The organism is Pseudonocardia xinjiangensis (assembly GCF_012911925.1).
Classification (GTDB): Bacteria; Actinomycetota; Actinomycetes; order Mycobacteriales; family Pseudonocardiaceae; genus Pseudonocardia; species Pseudonocardia xinjiangensis.
Genome location: NZ_JAAXKY010000168.1, coordinates 1 through 14,669 on the forward strand (window position 1 = coordinate 1; position 14,669 = coordinate 14,669).

Consider the following 14,669-nt stretch of genomic DNA (forward strand, 5'->3'; position numbering starts at 1 on the left):
GGCCTGGGTCACCAAGATCAAGGCCTCGTGGCACTCAACGACGGTCGCGATGATCAGAAACGTCGAGAACGCCGGGAACGGTGCGGATTCCGGGTTTCGCCTGTTGGGGGGTTTCCGGGCCCCGTCGGGCAGGTAGCCTCGTCGAGGTGACGGGCGACCGTCCGGTCCTGCTGGGCCTGCTGCTGTACCTACTCCTCGCGGCGACGCCGACAGTCCTGTTCTGGGTGGTGTCGCGGGTAGTGCCTGCTGTGCTCGACCGGGTGGCCGAGCGGCGACACCGCAACCGCGGGGAACCCACCGGGCCCACGCTGGAATGCGTGGTGGCCAACCTGCGGCGGTTGCGCCGCGAGGTGTGTGCGCGCTCGCAGCCCACCCATGTCCGCCGCGTCGCGGTGCTCGCCGCCTACGACGACACGCTCGTGCAGACCTGTGGGCTGGTGGACGTCGACGCCCCGCTTGCCTCGGCGGCCGGCCCGGATCGGGCCTTCGCCCGGCTCCTCACCGAGGCCGCACTGGAGGACGCGGGGATCGCCCTCGACCCGCCGGAGGACGGGACTGCCGCTGCCTGAGCGGAACACAGTAAAGTCGGCTTTACGAACCGGGAACGCCGGAGCCCGCTTCGGCGTTGGACATCAAGGATGCCCAAGACGCTTCCGAGGAGGAACAGGTGCGCACCAGTAGCAACCCGGCGTTCCGCAACCTGCCCACCGGGCAGGGCGGCGGATACGCCACGTTCGACCGCCGCGGCGGCGCGATGGGCGGGGCAGCCGCCTATGGCGACGCCCAGGCCGCGCAGGTCGGATACGGGCGTGCCGAGATCGGTGAGCGCCCGCTCACGATGGACGACGTCGTCACGAAGACGGCCCTCACTGCTGGTGTCGCGCTCGTCACCGGCGTGCTCACCGCGATCAGCGGTCTTTTCGGACTCGTGCTCCCGGCGTTCATCGTCGGGATCGTGCTGTCGTTCGTCCTGATCTTCAAGCCGCAGTGGGCGAAGGCGCCACTGGTGCTGCTGTACTCGGCCGCGATGGGTGTGGCGCTCGGTGGCATCACCGGTGCGCTGGAGCTGTCGGGCACGCAGTTCCAGGGCATCGGCCTGCAGGCCGTCATCGGCACCGCCGGCGTGTTCGTCGGCATGCTCGTGGTCTACAAGACCGGCGCCGTGCGCGTCACACCGAAGTTCACGAAGTGGCTGATGGGCGCCCTGATCGGCGTCACGGTGCTGGCCGTCTTCAACCTCATCTTCAGCTTCTTCATCCCCGGCGGTCTCGGGGTTCGGGAGCCGTCGCTGATCGGCTACCTGTTCAGCATCGTGTGCATCGGCGTCGCCGCGTTCAGCCTGCTGCTCGACTTCGACATGGCTGACCGTGCCGTCCGCGACGGTGCCCCGGCGAAGTTCGCCTGGTACATCGCGTTCGGCCTGATGACCACGCTGGTCTGGCTGTACATCGAGATCCTGCGGCTGCTGAGCTACCTCCGGCAGGATTGACCCCAACGTTCCACCGCGCGTCGCGGCCCGGCACCCCTGAGGGATGCCGGGCCGCTGTCATCTGTCGCCGGGTCAGCTCAGGCGCTCGAGCACCATCGCCATGCCCTGGCCCCCGCCGACGCACATCGTCTCCAGCCCGATCTGCTTGTCGTGGGTGCGCAGCCCGTTGAGCAGCGTGGTGGTGATGCGGGCCCCGGTCATGCCGAACGGGTGCCCCAGCGCGATCGCGCCGCCGTTGACGTTGAGCTTGTCCTCGGGGATGCCGAGCTCACGGGCCGAGGGGATGACCTGCGCCGCGAACGCCTCGTTGATCTCGACGAGGTCGACGTCGTCGATGGTCATGCCGGCCCGGCCGAGCGCCTGCTTCGACGCCTCGATCGGTCCGAGGCCCATGATCTCCGGCGAGAGGCCGGAGACCCCGGTGGAGACGATCCGCGCGAGCGGCGTGATGCCCAGCTCGGCCGCCTTCGTGTCGGACATGATCACCAGGGCCGCTGCGCCGTCGTTGAGCGGGCAGCAGTTCCCGGCGGTGACCCGGCCGTCGGGGCGGAACACCGGCTTGAGCTGGCTGACCGCCTCGTACGTGACGCCGGACCGCGGTCCGTCGTCCACCGAGACGACGCTGCCGTCGGGCAGGGTCACCGGTGTGATCTCCCGGGCGAAGAACCCGTCGGCGATCGCCTTCTCCGCGAGGTTCTGCGAGCGGACGCCGAAGTGGTCCATCTCCTCGCGGCTGACGCCCTTGAGGAGCGCGACGTTCTCCGCCGTCTGACCCATGGCGATGTAGACGTCGGGCAGGTGCTCGTCGGGGCGCGGGTCGCTCCACGAGTCGGCGCCGTTCTCGGCGATGTGCCTCGTGCGGTCCGCGGCGTCGCCGAAGATCGGGTTGCGGGTGTCGGGCAGCGAGTCGGAGCTGCCCTTCACGAACCGGGACACCGTCTCCACCCCCGCGGAGATGAACACGTCACCCTCGCCTGCCCTGATCGCGTGCAGGGCCATCCTGGTGGTCTGCACCGACGACGAGCAGTAGCGCGTGACGGTGGTGCCCGGCAGGGTGTCGTAGCCCAGCAGCACCGCGACGACCCGTGCCATGTTGAAGCCCTGCTCGCCACCGGGCAGGCCGCATCCGAGCATGAGGTCGTCGACGTCGGACGGGTCGAGCTGCGGCACCTGGGCGAGCGCGGCGCGGACGAGCTGCACGGTCAGATCGTCGGGGCGGATGCTGGTGAGCGACCCTTTGTGCGCACGACCGATCGGTGATCGGGCCGCTGCGACGATCACGGCTTCGGGCATCGTCTTCTCCTCTGGAGTGGCTACCGCCGGACAATACCCGCGGGTAATGGCCGCGAAGGTGAGCCGGCCGTCCATATCTGACTCGATGTGTCAGGTTCTCCCTCCATGCTGTCGGCATGGCCACGTGGAACGACATCGAGACCGCCGAGCCCGAGTTCGCCGCCCGGGTCCGCGGCCTCTTCGACGCGCACAAACACAAGACGATCGCCACGCTGCGGGCCGACGGGTCGCCGCGCATCTCGGGCATCGAGGCGGAGTTCGCCGACGGTGAGCTGACGTTCGGGTCGATGCCGGGCGCGCGCAAGGGGGCGGACCTGCGCCGGGACCCACGGTTCGCGCTGCACAGCGCGTCGGTCGACCCACCGGAGGGGAACGAGTCGGCCTGGGCGGGCGACGCGAAGGTCGCGGGGCGTGCGGTGTTCGCCGGTCCGCTCGACGGGGACGTGTCCGGCGACCTGTTCCGCACCGATCTGGAGGAGGTCGTGGTCATCGGCCTCAACCCGGACGCCACCGCGCTGGTGATCGAGACCTGGACGCCGTCCGGAGGGTTGCACCGCGTAGAACGCGCTTAGGAGGGCGCGCACCCGTGCTGTCGATACCGCGCGCGGCCGTTCGTCGTCATGCTGTGTGGCACCTCGCCACCGGAGCGCCACCGTGACGACAAGGAGCATTTCGATTGAAGTACATGCTGCTGCTCTACGGCGCCCAGCCGGCCGAACCGCAGACCGAGCAGGCCATCCAGGAGGAGATGGACGAGTACTGGCCCTATGAGAAGGCCATCACCGACGCGGGTGTGAAGGTGGCGAGCGACGCGCTGCAGGGCGTGGAGACCGCCACCACCGTGCAGGTCCGCGACAACGGCGAGCGCGTGGTGACCGACGGGCCGTTCGCCGAGACCCGCGAGATCCTCGGCGGCTACTACCTGATCGACGCCCCCGATCTCGACGCGGCACTCGACTGGGCGGCCCGGTGCCCCGGCTCGCGCCGCGGCGGCAAGGTGGAGGTCCGCCCGATCCTGGAGTTCGAGGCACCGTGACCCTGGGAGCAGCCGGCTCCGTCGAAGCCGTGTTCCGTGAGGAGCGGGGCCGGCTGCTCGCCACTCTCGTCCGCCAGTTCGGCGATCTCGACCTGGCCGAGGAGGTCGCCTCCGAAGCCGTTGCGGCCGCGCTCGAACACTGGCCGGTCCACGGGGTTCCCGGGAGACCCGCCGCGTGGTTGCTCACCACGGCGCGCCGGAAGGCCGTCGACCGGTTGCGGCGGGACAAGGCCTACGCCGCCCGGCTCGCCCTGATGCACGCCGACGCCGAGCGCGAGGCGGTCGCCCTCCCCACCGAGGAGGACGACGTCCCCGACGAGCGGCTCCGGTTGTTCTTCACCTGCTGCCATCCCGCTCTGCCGATCGAGGCGCAGACGGCGCTGACCCTGCGTTGCCTCGCCGGGCTGTCCACACCCGAGGTGGCGCGCGCGTTCCTCGTCCCGGCCGCGACGATGGCCCAGCGCATCGTGCGGGCGAAACGCAAGATCCGCGACGCGCGCATCCCGTTCCGCGTGCCGGACGCACACGAGCTGCCCGGCCGGCTCCCGGGCGTCCTCCGTGTCGTCTACCTGATCTTCACCGAGGCCTACGCGGCGAGCGCAGGGCCCGAACTGGTCCGCGCGAACCTCGCCGAGGAGGCGATCCGCCTGGCCCGGATCCTGCACCGGCTGCTCCCCGACGAGCACGAGGTGATGGGCCTGCTTGCGCTGCTCCTGCTCGTCGACGCCCGGCGGGCGGCCCGGACCGACGCCGAGGGCGCACTGGTGCTGCTCGACGAGCAGGACCGGTCACTCTGGGACCGCGACCGCATCGCCGAGGGGCGCACGCTGGTCGTCGCCGCGCTGCGCGCCCGGGCGCCGGGGCAGTACGGGCTGCAGGCGGCGATCGCGGCAGTGCACGACGAGGCCGCCGACGTGGCCACCACCGACTGGCCACAGGTGGTGGAGCTCTACGGCGTGCTCGCGCAGGTGGCGCCGTCGCCGTTGGTCGACCTCAACCGGGCGGTGGCGGTGGCGATGCGCGACGGTCCGGCCGCCGGTCTGGAGCTGATCGACGCGCTGGCCGACGACGAACGGCTGCGCGGCTACCACCTGCTGCCCTCCGCACGGGCCGACCTGCTGCGCAGGCTCGGACAGCACGGGGACGCCGCCGTGGCCTACCGGCTGGCGCTGGAGACCGTGGGCAACGAACCGGAGCGGGCGTACCTGGAACGCCGGTTGTCCGAGATGGTGCGCGCCCAGCGTTGATGCCCCGGCGTCATCCGGAGCGCTTCGCGGCGAGCTCGCGCAGCTTGTTCAGCGCCCGGTGCTGGGTGACCCGCACGGCGCCCGCCGTGGAGTCGACGATGCGGGCGGTCTCCTCGGCGCTCAACCCCAGCGCGATCCGCAGCACCAGCACCTCGCGGTGATGCTCGGGGAGCTGCTCGAGGAGCTGTCGTAGCTCGGCGATCTGGGTGCCGAGCACGGCGATCGTCTCCGGGCCCGCGCCGGAGTCGGCCGCGTCGGGAAGGACCTCGGTGGCGACGGAACGGTTGCGCCCGGCCGCGCGGTAGGCGTCGACGACCTTGTTGCCCGCGATCCCGTAGACGAAGGCCATCACCCGCGTCTCGCCAGGGCGCCAGCGTTCGAGCGCGTGGAAGAGCGCCAGCAGGACGTCCTGCGTGACGTCGTCGGGAGTGGCCATGCCGGTCGTCCCGCTCCCGATGCGCGCCCGGCAGTAGCGCACGACCAGCGGGCGGACGTGCTGCAGCAGCTTGTCCAGCGACGCCTTGTGCCCACCGGCGGCCCGGGTGGCGAGCTCGTCCAGCTCGGCATCGCGCCTGGCCAGGCGACGGGATTCGGCTCGGTCGGATTCCTCCGCCCCGAACTCGTCGTCCCCGACCGATGGCACCGGTGCGCCCCTCCTGCTCATCGGTCGGAACCGGGAACGGTCGCGGACGCGGGACCTCAGAAGGTTCCGGCCCGACCACTCCCGGGGAGTCGTGGGTCAACCGGCCGCTGCACGCTCAGCCGGGTGAGGTTTGTCCGTGCTGACGAAGACTAGTCCGTTCGCCACGTTTTGTACTCCCGATCGGCCGGACGGCTGAGAGCGCAACGACCTTGCGTGGTGGGCCCCGGGCGGCGCCTCGCCCGTCGGGCGACCGATGCGCGGCGTCCACCGACCGTTCGGCGGCCGGGTGGGAGCATGGAGCCATGCGTTATGTCGAGCACGTCGCCGACCTGGTCGGGAACACTCCGCTCGTCCGGCTCGGCACGGTAGCGGAGGGCGTCGCCGCGCCCGTCCTCGCGAAGGTGGAGTACTTCAACCCCGGCGGCAGCGTGAAGGACCGCATCGCGCTGCGGATGGTGGAGGCGGCCGAGGCGGCCGGTGAGCTGCGGCCCGGCGGCACGATCGTCGAGCCGACGTCGGGCAACACCGGCGTCGGCCTCGCCATGATCGCCCAGCGCAAGGGCTACAGCTGCGTCTTCGTCTGTCCCGACAAGGTGAGCGACGACAAGCGCAACGTGCTGCGCGCCTACGGCGCCGAGGTCGTGGTCTGCCCCACCGCCGTCGAGCCCGACCACCCGGACTCCTACTACCGGGTCTCCGACCGGCTGGTCAGCGAGATCGAGGGCGCCTGGAAGCCCAACCAGTACGCCAACGTGAACAACCCCGAGTCGCACTACCTCGGCACGGGACCGGAGATCTGGGAGCAGACCGAGGGCCGGATCACCCACTTCGTGGCCGGCATCGGCACCGGCGGCACCATCAGCGGCACGGGGCGCTACCTGAAGGAGGTCTCCGACGGCCGGGTCCAGGTGATCGGCGCCGATCCCGAGGGCTCCGTGTACAGCGGTGGCGGCGGCCGGCCCTACCTGGTGGAGGGTGTCGGCGAGGACTTCTGGCCCACCACCTACGACAAGGACATCTGCGACCGGATCGTCGCGGTCTCCGACGCCGACTCGTTCCACATGACCCGCCGGCTCGCCCGCGAGGAGGCGCTGCTCGTCGGTGGCTCGTGCGGGATGGCGGTGGCGGCGGCGCTGGTCGTCGCCCGCGACCTCCCGGCGGACGCGGTGGTCGTCGTGCTCCTGCCCGACGGCGGCCGCGGCTACCTCGGCAAGGTCTTCAACGACTCCTGGATGGCAAGCTACGGCTTCCTGCCCCCGGCGCAGGGCGCCACCGTGGGTGACGTGCTCCGCCGCAAGGACGGCGCGATCCCCGCCCTCGTGCACGCCCACCCGAACGAGACCGTGGCCGACGCCGTGCAGTACCTGCGCGAGTTCGGCGTCTCGCAGATGCCGGTCGTCCGGGCCGAGCCGCCCGTGATGGCGGCGGAGGTGGCGGGCGCGGTGGTCGAGCGCGACCTGCTCGACTCGCTGTTCACCGGCCGTGCGCAGCTGTCGGACCGGCTGGAGAAGCACATGTCCCCGCCGCTGCCCACCATCGGTGCGGGCGAGGCGCTGGACACGGCAATGAGCGCGTTCGCCACGGCCGACGCCGCGCTGGTGCTCGTGGACGGCAAGCCGGCCGGTGTCGTGACCCGCTCCGACGTGCTGGCGTTCCTGGGCAGCTGAACTGCGGCCGCTCGTTGCAGCAAAGCCACTTTCACGCAACCGGGTGGCATGAACGTGGCTTTGCTGCAACAGGGGGCTACCGCACGGCTCGGCCGGTCGCGGTCCGCGTAGCGTGCTCTCATGCGCGGCTTCTCCACCAACGCCATCCACGCCGGCCAGGAGCCGGACCCGACGACCGGTGCGGTGATCACGCCGATCCACCAGTCGTCCACCTTCGCCCAGGACGGGGTGGGCGGGCTACGTGGCGGCTACGAGTACTCGCGCAGCGCCAACCCCACCCGCACGGCCCTGCAGGAGTGTCTCGCCGCCCTCGAAGGCGGACGGCACGCGCTCGCGTTCGGTTCCGGCATGGGCGCGTCCGACGTCCTGCTGCGGGTGCTGCTGCGCCCCGGCGACCACATCGTGATCCCGCACGACGCGTACGGCGGCACGTTCCGGCTCGTCGACAAGGTGCTGGCGCCGTGGGGCATCGAGTACACCCCGGCCGATCTCGCCGACGTCGACGCGCTGCGCGCCGCGCTCCGGCCCACCACCCGCGTCATCTGGTGCGAGACCCCCACCAACCCCCTGCTGGGGATCGCCGACATCGCGGCGCTCGCCGACGTCGCGCGGTCCGCAGGCGCGCGGCTCGTCGTGGACAACACCTTCGCGTCGCCCTACCTGCAGAACCCGCTCGGCCTCGGCGCCGACGTGGTGCTGCACTCCACCACCAAGTACGTCGGTGGCCACTCCGACGTGGTCGGCGGCGCGCTGGTCACGAGCGACGAGGAGCTGGCCGAGAAGCTGCGCTTCACCCAGAACTCCGTCGGGTCGGTCCCGGGGCCGTTCGACGCGTGGCTCACGCTGCGCGGGGTCAAGACCCTCGCGGTGCGGATGGAGCGCCACAGCGACAACGCGGAGCGCGTGGCGGAGCTGCTCACCGGGCAGAAGGGCGTGGAGAGCGTGCTCTACCCCGGGCTGACCGAGCACCCGGGCCACGAGGTCGCGGCGAAGCAGATGCGCCGGTTCGGCGGGATGGTGTCCTTCACCGTGGCGGGTGGCCGCGAGGCGGCTCTGCGCGTGTGCGCGGCCACGGAGATCTTCACGCTGGCCGAGTCGCTCGGCGGTGTCGAGTCGCTGATCGAGCACCCCGGTGCCATGACGCACGCCTCGGTGGCCGGCTCGGTCCTGGAGGTGCCCGACAACCTGGTGCGCCTCTCGGTGGGGATCGAGGACGTCGAGGACCTGGTGGAGGACCTCAGGCAGGCGCTGGCCGCCGCCACGGGCTGACCCGGCGGATCAGCTCTTCGCCGGGGTGCCCAGCTCCGTGGGCGCCGGGGGCTGCTGGCCGGGCTCGGGCACCACGAGGTCGCCGGGGGCGATGCAGCCTCCCACGAGCTCGTAGCCGTTGACACCGAGCTCGTAGCGGCCCGGGTCGTCGCACCCGGCACCCTCGACGGTGGCCACCGCCACCGCTGCCAGCACCGCGGCAACGAGCAGTGGAGCCACGGCCCGCAGCCGAGTCATCCGACCTCCCTGCCCGTGGCGCCCTCGGAGCGCCACCCACCATCTGTCCACAGGTTACCCGGGGGACGCCGCCGGTCGCTCCCACGGTGCGAGGATGGACGCATGGTCACCGCCGGTCCCATCGCCTCGCCGCCCGTCGGGTTGGCAGACGTCCGCAGCGCCCAGGAGCTACTGCGCGGGGTCGTCTCGCCCACCCCGATGGCCGGTTCGCGTGCGCTGAGCGAGCTGTGCGGCGGGCCGGTGTGGCTGAAGTGCGAGAACCTGCAGCGCACCGGATCGTTCAAGATCCGTGGCGCCTACACCCGCATCGCCCGCCTCGACGACGAGCAGCGCGCCCGCGGAGTGGTGGCCGCGAGCGCGGGCAACCACGCCCAGGGGGTGGCGCTGGCCGCCCAGATGCTCGGCATCGAGGCCACGGTGTTCATGCCCGAGCAGGCGGCGATCCCGAAGGTCGGCGCCACGCGCGGCTACGGCGCCCGGGTGCACCTCGTCGGCGAGCACATCGACGGCAGCATCGCCGCGGCCACCGAGTTCGCGGAGCGCACCGGGGCCGTGTTCGTCCACCCGTTCGACCACCCGGACATCATTGCCGGGCAGGGCACGGTCGGCCTGGAGCTGCTCGAGCAGGTGCCGGACGTGCGCACCGTGCTCGTGTGCACCGGTGGCGGTGGGCTGCTCGGCGGCATCGCCGCGGCCGTGAAGGCCCAGCGACCCGACGTCGCAGTGGTGGGGGTGCAGGCGGCGGGGGCGGCGGCCTGGCCGGCGTCGCTCGCGGCCGGCGTGCCCACCGCGCTCGCCTCGATGCGCACGATCGCCGACGGGATCGCCGTCGGACAGCCGGGAAAGGTCACGTTCTCGCAGGTGGCAGCCCTCGTCGACGAGATCCTCACCGTCGACGACGACGCGCTGTCCCGGGCCCTGCTGCACTGCCTCGAACGGGCGAAGCTGCTGGTCGAACCGGCAGGCGCCGCCGCGGTGGCCGCGTTGCTCGAGCACCCGCGCAGGTTCGCCACGCCCGCGGTGGCCGTGCTCTCCGGGGGCAACGTGGATCCCCTCGTGCTGCTGCACGTGATCCAGCACGGCATGGCCTCTGCGGCCCGATACCTGTCGCTGCGGGTGCGGGTGGGCGACCGGCCCGGCGCACTCGCCGAGCTGCTCGCCCACGTGGGCTCGCTCGGCGCCAACGTGCTCGACGTCGAGCACTCGCGGATCTCGGGCACGCTGCCACTCGGTGAGGTGGAGGTGGCGCTGGCGCTCGAGACCAGAGGCACCGAACACTGCACCGAGCTGGTGCAGGCACTGCGCAGTGCCGGCCACGCCGTCGTCGAGGTGGCCGGCCCGCGCTGAAGCCTGCTCGGCCGGAGCCGGGCAGTGTGTGGTCGAGTGGGCTGTGGGTCAGCCCCGGAACGGCTCCGCGGAGACCAGCGAGACCTTCATGTTGCCGCCGTCGGGCAGCTGGTACTCCCGCGTCTCGCCGGCACGCGCGCCGAGCAGTGCGGCCCCGAGCGGCGAGTTCGGCGAGATCACCTGCAGGTCGCCGTGGCTGCCCTCTTCACGGGAGCCCAGCAGCACGGTCTCAGAGTCCTCGTCGTCGTACCGGATCTTCAGCACCATTCCGGGGGCGGCGACGTCGGAGGACGTGGGCGGCGTGCCCACGTGCGCCGTGCGCAGGAGCTCCTGGAGCTGGCGGATGCGCGCCTCCTGCTGGCCCTGCTCCTCGCGCGCGGCGTGGTAGCCGCCGTTCTCCTTGAGGTCACCCTCCTCGCGGCGGGCGTTGATCTCGGCAGCGATGACGGGGCGGTTGGCGATCAGCTCGTCGAGTTCCTGCTTGAGCCGGTCGTAGGCATCCTGGGTCAGCCAGGTCACCTGGGTGTCCGTCACGGTCATCACTCCTCCAGCCTGTCCAGGTCCATGCAGCCACGGACCGTTCGCCCGCGGGGAACGAGGTCCGCCGGCAGCGCGGCCCCGGTCTCGTGGGCGGCATAGCCCCGAGTAAGGAAAAACACGACCCGCCTGCGGGCCGTGTGCGGGCAACGGTAACACGGTGGCAGCCGCTCGTCGCAGCCATTCGACGAACGGTTGGGGTGTTCGAGAAGTTCCCGGAGGTCTCATCACCGCAGGTCAACGGCCCCGCGAAGCTGCTGTGTCGCGCACGAGCCGTACCCCGCAGGCGCCCCGGTGACCGCTCACCGTGACCGGACTCCCCGCCTTGGGCGTGTGGTAGAGCCCAACGGGGTGTCGACCATCCGGTGCCGCGGGTGACCTTACCCGTCACAAGGTGGCGGCGCGCACCAATCGGAGGGGAAGCACTGGCGCGTCAACGGTGTTGACCAGGGGAGGAAAGGACTGTCGGGGTGATCTGCCACCATCGGGACCCGGCACGTTCCTCTGAACCGTTCCGTTCATCCCGGAAGGACCGCCCGACCCCCATGTCCTCTCTTGCTCCGTACAGCGGCGGACCACTACGGCTCATGACAGTGCACGCCCACCCCGACGACGAGTCGAGCAAGGGCGCTGCCACCAGCGCTCGTTACGTCTCGGAAGGCCATGAGGTCATGGTCGTCACCTGCACCGGCGGGGAGGCCGGGAGCATCCTCAACCCGGCCATGGACCGTCCCGGGGTGCTCGACGACCTCCCCGCGGTCCGGCGCGCCGAGATGGCCCGCGCGGCCGAGATCCTCGGCGTGCAGCACCGCTGGCTCGGGTTCGTCGACTCGGGGCTCCCGGAAGGCGACCCCATGCCGCCGCTTCCGGAGGGGTGCTTCGCGCTGCAGGACCTCGACGTCGCCACCAAGCCGCTCGTGGCCCTGATCCGCGAGTTCCGACCGCACGTCGTCGTCACCTACGACGAGACGGGCGGCTACCCGCACCCGGACCACATCCGCTGCCACGAGATCTCCGTGGCGGCCTTCGACGCGGCAGGCGACCCCGACCGCTTCCCCGGCACCGGTGCACCGTGGCAGCCGCTGAAGCTCTACTACTCCCACGGCTTCTCACGCACTCGGCTGGCGGCGCTCCACGAGGCACTCACCTCGCGCGGCCTCGAGTCGCCCTACGCCGAGATGCTGACCAAGTGGCCCGATGGCCGCCGCGATCCCGGTGAGCGCGTCACCACCCGCGTGGAGTGTGCCGACTGGTTCGACGTGCGCGACAAGGCGCTTCTCGCACACGCCACGCAGATCTCCCCGACCGACCGCTGGTTCATCATCCCGCTCGACATCCAGCGCGAGGTGTGGCCGTTCGAGGAGTACGAACTGGCGCGCAGCTTCGTCGACACGCCCGAGCCGGAGGACGACCTGTTCGCCGGTATCGAGGCGGGGGTGGCGGTGCGACCCGCCGTCTGACCGGCGCGTATCGTTCAGGCCGTGAGTCCGCTGGCGGCCGTGCCGTTCCCGATCGGGCCGCTCCTGATCGGTCAGGGTGGCGCGGCTCCCGTCATGCCCGCGGTCATCACGGTGCTGGCGCAGGACCCGGCGCCACCGGCGGGCAAGGGCCCCGAGTTCGGTGAGGCGTCGCCGATCGCGCTCGTGGTCATCGTCGTGCTGGCGATCGTCACGGCCGTGCTGATCCGGTCGATGACCAAACGCCTCAAGCGGCTGCCGCCGAGCTTCGATCCGGTCGACGAGACAACCGAGGACCGGCCCGGCGAGACGCCCGACGGCCCCGGTGAGAAGGCCGGCACCGAGCACGGTGTGAGCCCGGCCGGACGTCGCCCAGAGGATGCCGGGGGCGGCCGGCCCTGACAGGCTGGTGACATGCCGAACCGGCTCTCCGTCGCCACCAGCCCGTACCTGCTCCAGCACGCCGACAACCCCGTCGACTGGTGGGAGTGGTCCGACGAGGCGTTCGCCGAGGCGGCCCGCCGGGACGTTCCGGTGCTGCTGTCGGTGGGCTACGCAGCCTGCCACTGGTGCCACGTCATGGCCCACGAGTCGTTCGAGGACGAGGCCACCGCCAAGCAGATGAACGCGGACTTCGTCGCGGTCAAGGTCGACCGCGAGGAGCGCCCGGACATCGACGCCGTCTACATGTCGGCCACCCAGGCCCTGACCGGTCAGGGTGGCTGGCCGATGACCTGCTTCCTCACCCCGGCGGGCGAGCCGTTCCACTGCGGCACCTACTACCCGCCGACCCCGCGCCACGGCATGCCGGCGTTCCGCCAGCTCCTCGACGCCGTCACGCGGGCGTGGCGGGACGACGGCGAGCGCGTCCGTCGCTCGGCGGGCGAGATCGCGGCCCGGCTGGCCGACAGCGCGGCCGCGGCCCTGCCGCCCTCAGCCGTCGACCCGGACTCCCTGGACCGGGCCGCGGCCACCCTCACCGAGCTGTTCGACGAGCGCGCGGGCGGGTTCGGGGGCGCCCCGAAGTTCCCGCCGTCGATGGTGCTGGAGTTCCTGCTGCGCAACCACGAGCGCACCGGTTCCGACAGCGCGCTGCGCCCCGTCGTCCTCACGTGTGAGCGCATGGCCCGCGGCGGGATGTACGACCAGCTCGCCGGTGGGTTCGCCCGCTACAGCGTCGACGCCGAGTGGGTCGTGCCGCACTTCGAGAAGATGCTCTACGACAACGGGCTCCTGCTGCGCGTCTACGCCCACCTCGCGCGGCTCACCGGAGCGGCGCTGCCCCGGCGCATCGCCGAGGAGACCGCCGCGTTCCTGCTCCGCGACCTGCGGACCGCCGAGGGTGGCTTCGCGTCGGCGCTCGACGCCGACACCGACGGCGTCGAGGGCCTCACCTATGCGTGGACCCCGCAGCAGTTGCGCGACGTGCTCGGCGACGACGACGGGATCTGGGCGGCGGGCCAGCTGACGGTCACCGACGGCGGCACGTTCGAGCACGGATCGTCCACCCTGCAGCTGCTGATCGACCCCGACGACCCCGAGCGCTGGGAACGGATCCGGGCCGCGCTGCTCGCGTCACGCAACACCCGGCCCCAGCCTGCCCGAGACGAGAAGGTGATCACGTCCTGGAACGGGATGGCGATCCTCGCCCTCGCCGAGGGCGGCGCCGCGTTCGGCCGCACGCACTGGGTCGACGCCGCGGCCGAGGCCGCCGACCTCCTGCTGCGCCTGCACATGGTGGACGGGCGGCTGCGCCGCTCGTCGCGCGACGGCGTGGTGGGCCACGCCGCGGGCGTGCTGGAGGACCACGGGTCCCTGGCCGAGGCGCTGCTCGCGCTGCACCAGGCCACGGGCGCCGCGAGGTGGCTCACCGCGGCCACGGACGTGCTCGACATCGCGCTCGAGCACTTCGCCGACCCGGAGCGCCCGGGCGCCTTCTACGACACCGCCGACGATGCGGAGGCGCTGCTGCACCGGCCGCGCGAGTTCACCGACAACGCCACGCCCTGCGGCAGTTCCGCGCTCGTCTCCGCCCTGCTCACGGCGTCGGTGCTGGTGGAGGACCCAGCCCGGTACCGCGAGGCTGCGGAGGCCGGCCTGCGCGGCGCGGGCACGCTGGCCGAGCACCACCCCCGGTTCGCCGGCCACTGGCTCACCGCGGCCGAGGCGATGGTCCGAGGGCCGCTGCAGGTGGCGGTCGTCGGGGCCGACGGCGACCCGGCCCGGGACGCTCTGCTCGCGCACACCCGCCGGATCGCACCCGGGGGCACCGTCATCGTCCCTGGCGAACCCGGAGCGGCCGGAGTCCCGCTGCTGGCCGACCGCCCCCTCGTCGATGGCGGGGCGGCGGCGTACGTCTGCCGTGGCTTCGTCTGCGACCGCCCCGTGTCGACGGTCGAGGAGCTCACCGCCGGGCTCGGCCTCCGCCCCTGACCTGACCCCCACCT

15 protein-coding genes are annotated in these 14,669 nt (G+C 72.0%); 11 read left to right on the forward strand and 4 right to left on the reverse strand.

The genetic code is table 11. The annotated features are described in order from the left end of the window. Positions 1-146: 146 nt before the first annotated feature. Together HF577_RS32180 and HF577_RS32185 are read left to right on the forward strand one after the other, a co-directional pair. Complete coding sequence (locus HF577_RS32180; RefSeq protein ID WP_169399766.1) at positions 147-569, forward strand: hypothetical protein; 423 nt, start codon at positions 147-149, stop codon at positions 567-569. A 98-nt stretch (positions 570-667) separates the two neighbouring features. Continuing rightward, entirely contained in the window at positions 668-1,489 is an 822-nt protein-coding gene (locus HF577_RS32185) for a Bax inhibitor-1/YccA family protein (protein WP_169399767.1), read from the forward strand. Between the two features lie 72 nt (positions 1,490-1,561). Here HF577_RS32185 and HF577_RS32190 read toward each other — a convergent pair whose 3' ends face one another. After that, positions 1,562-2,782, reverse strand: coding sequence for an acetyl-CoA C-acetyltransferase (locus tag HF577_RS32190; RefSeq protein ID WP_169399768.1), 1,221 nt, complete (start codon positions 2,780-2,782; stop codon positions 1,562-1,564). A 116-nt stretch (positions 2,783-2,898) separates the two neighbouring features. On the opposite strand from HF577_RS32190, the gene HF577_RS32195 reads away from it, so the two are divergent. The 3 genes from HF577_RS32195 to HF577_RS32205 all read left to right on the forward strand — a co-directional run bounded on the left by HF577_RS32195 (position 2,899) and on the right by HF577_RS32205 (position 5,065). Next, positions 2,899-3,354: a pyridoxamine 5'-phosphate oxidase family protein gene (locus HF577_RS32195; protein WP_169399769.1), complete on the forward strand. Its 456-nt coding sequence runs from the start codon at positions 2,899-2,901 to the stop codon at positions 3,352-3,354. Positions 3,355-3,458: 104 nt separating this feature from the next. After that, the gene (locus tag HF577_RS32200; protein WP_169399770.1) at positions 3,459-3,818 is read left to right on the forward strand and encodes a YciI family protein; all 360 of its coding nucleotides are present in this window, start codon (positions 3,459-3,461) and stop codon (positions 3,816-3,818) included. Between the two features lie 2 nt (positions 3,819-3,820). Next, positions 3,821-5,065, forward strand: a complete 1,245-nt coding sequence (locus tag HF577_RS32205; protein ID WP_211175178.1) for an RNA polymerase sigma factor — start codon at positions 3,821-3,823, stop codon at positions 5,063-5,065. Between the two features lie 10 nt (positions 5,066-5,075). Here the strand turns inward: HF577_RS32205 and shbA are convergent, their stop codons facing one another. Next, positions 5,076-5,708: an RNA polymerase sigma factor ShbA gene (shbA, locus tag HF577_RS32210; protein ID WP_312859527.1), complete on the reverse strand. Its 633-nt coding sequence runs from the start codon at positions 5,706-5,708 to the stop codon at positions 5,076-5,078. Positions 5,709-6,010: 302 nt separating this feature from the next. On the opposite strand from shbA, the gene HF577_RS32215 reads away from it, so the two are divergent. Continuing rightward, positions 6,011-7,375, forward strand: a complete 1,365-nt coding sequence (locus HF577_RS32215) for a cystathionine beta-synthase (protein WP_169399773.1) — start codon at positions 6,011-6,013, stop codon at positions 7,373-7,375. Positions 7,376-7,495: 120 nt separating this feature from the next. Then, positions 7,496-8,644, forward strand: coding sequence for a cystathionine gamma-synthase (locus HF577_RS32220; protein WP_169399774.1), 1,149 nt, complete (start codon positions 7,496-7,498; stop codon positions 8,642-8,644). A gap of 9 nt (positions 8,645-8,653) precedes the next feature. Here HF577_RS32220 and HF577_RS32225 read toward each other — a convergent pair whose 3' ends face one another. Next, the gene (locus HF577_RS32225; protein WP_169399775.1) at positions 8,654-8,881 is read right to left on the reverse strand and encodes a hypothetical protein; all 228 of its coding nucleotides are present in this window, start codon (positions 8,879-8,881) and stop codon (positions 8,654-8,656) included. A 102-nt stretch (positions 8,882-8,983) separates the two neighbouring features. On the opposite strand from HF577_RS32225, the gene ilvA reads away from it, so the two are divergent. Continuing rightward, on the forward strand, positions 8,984-10,228 hold the full coding sequence (gene ilvA / locus HF577_RS32230; protein ID WP_169399776.1) for a threonine ammonia-lyase: 1,245 nt from the start codon (positions 8,984-8,986) through the stop codon (positions 10,226-10,228). Between the two features lie 48 nt (positions 10,229-10,276). Here ilvA and greA read toward each other — a convergent pair whose 3' ends face one another. Continuing rightward, positions 10,277-10,762, reverse strand: a complete 486-nt coding sequence (greA, locus tag HF577_RS32235; protein ID WP_312859528.1) for a transcription elongation factor GreA — start codon at positions 10,760-10,762, stop codon at positions 10,277-10,279. Between the two features lie 590 nt (positions 10,763-11,352). On the opposite strand from greA, the gene mca reads away from it, so the two are divergent. From mca to HF577_RS32250, 3 genes are read left to right on the forward strand one after another with little or no spacing between them, the layout of a single operon-like run. Continuing rightward, positions 11,353-12,225: a mycothiol conjugate amidase Mca gene (gene mca, locus HF577_RS32240; protein WP_246267710.1), complete on the forward strand. Its 873-nt coding sequence runs from the start codon at positions 11,353-11,355 to the stop codon at positions 12,223-12,225. Between the two features lie 21 nt (positions 12,226-12,246). Beyond that, the gene (locus tag HF577_RS32245) at positions 12,247-12,624 is read left to right on the forward strand and encodes a hypothetical protein (RefSeq protein ID WP_211175175.1); all 378 of its coding nucleotides are present in this window, start codon (positions 12,247-12,249) and stop codon (positions 12,622-12,624) included. Positions 12,625-12,636: 12 nt separating this feature from the next. Continuing rightward, entirely contained in the window at positions 12,637-14,655 is a 2,019-nt protein-coding gene (locus tag HF577_RS32250; RefSeq protein ID WP_169399779.1) for a thioredoxin domain-containing protein, read from the forward strand. The last annotated feature ends 14 nt before the right edge of the window (positions 14,656-14,669 follow it).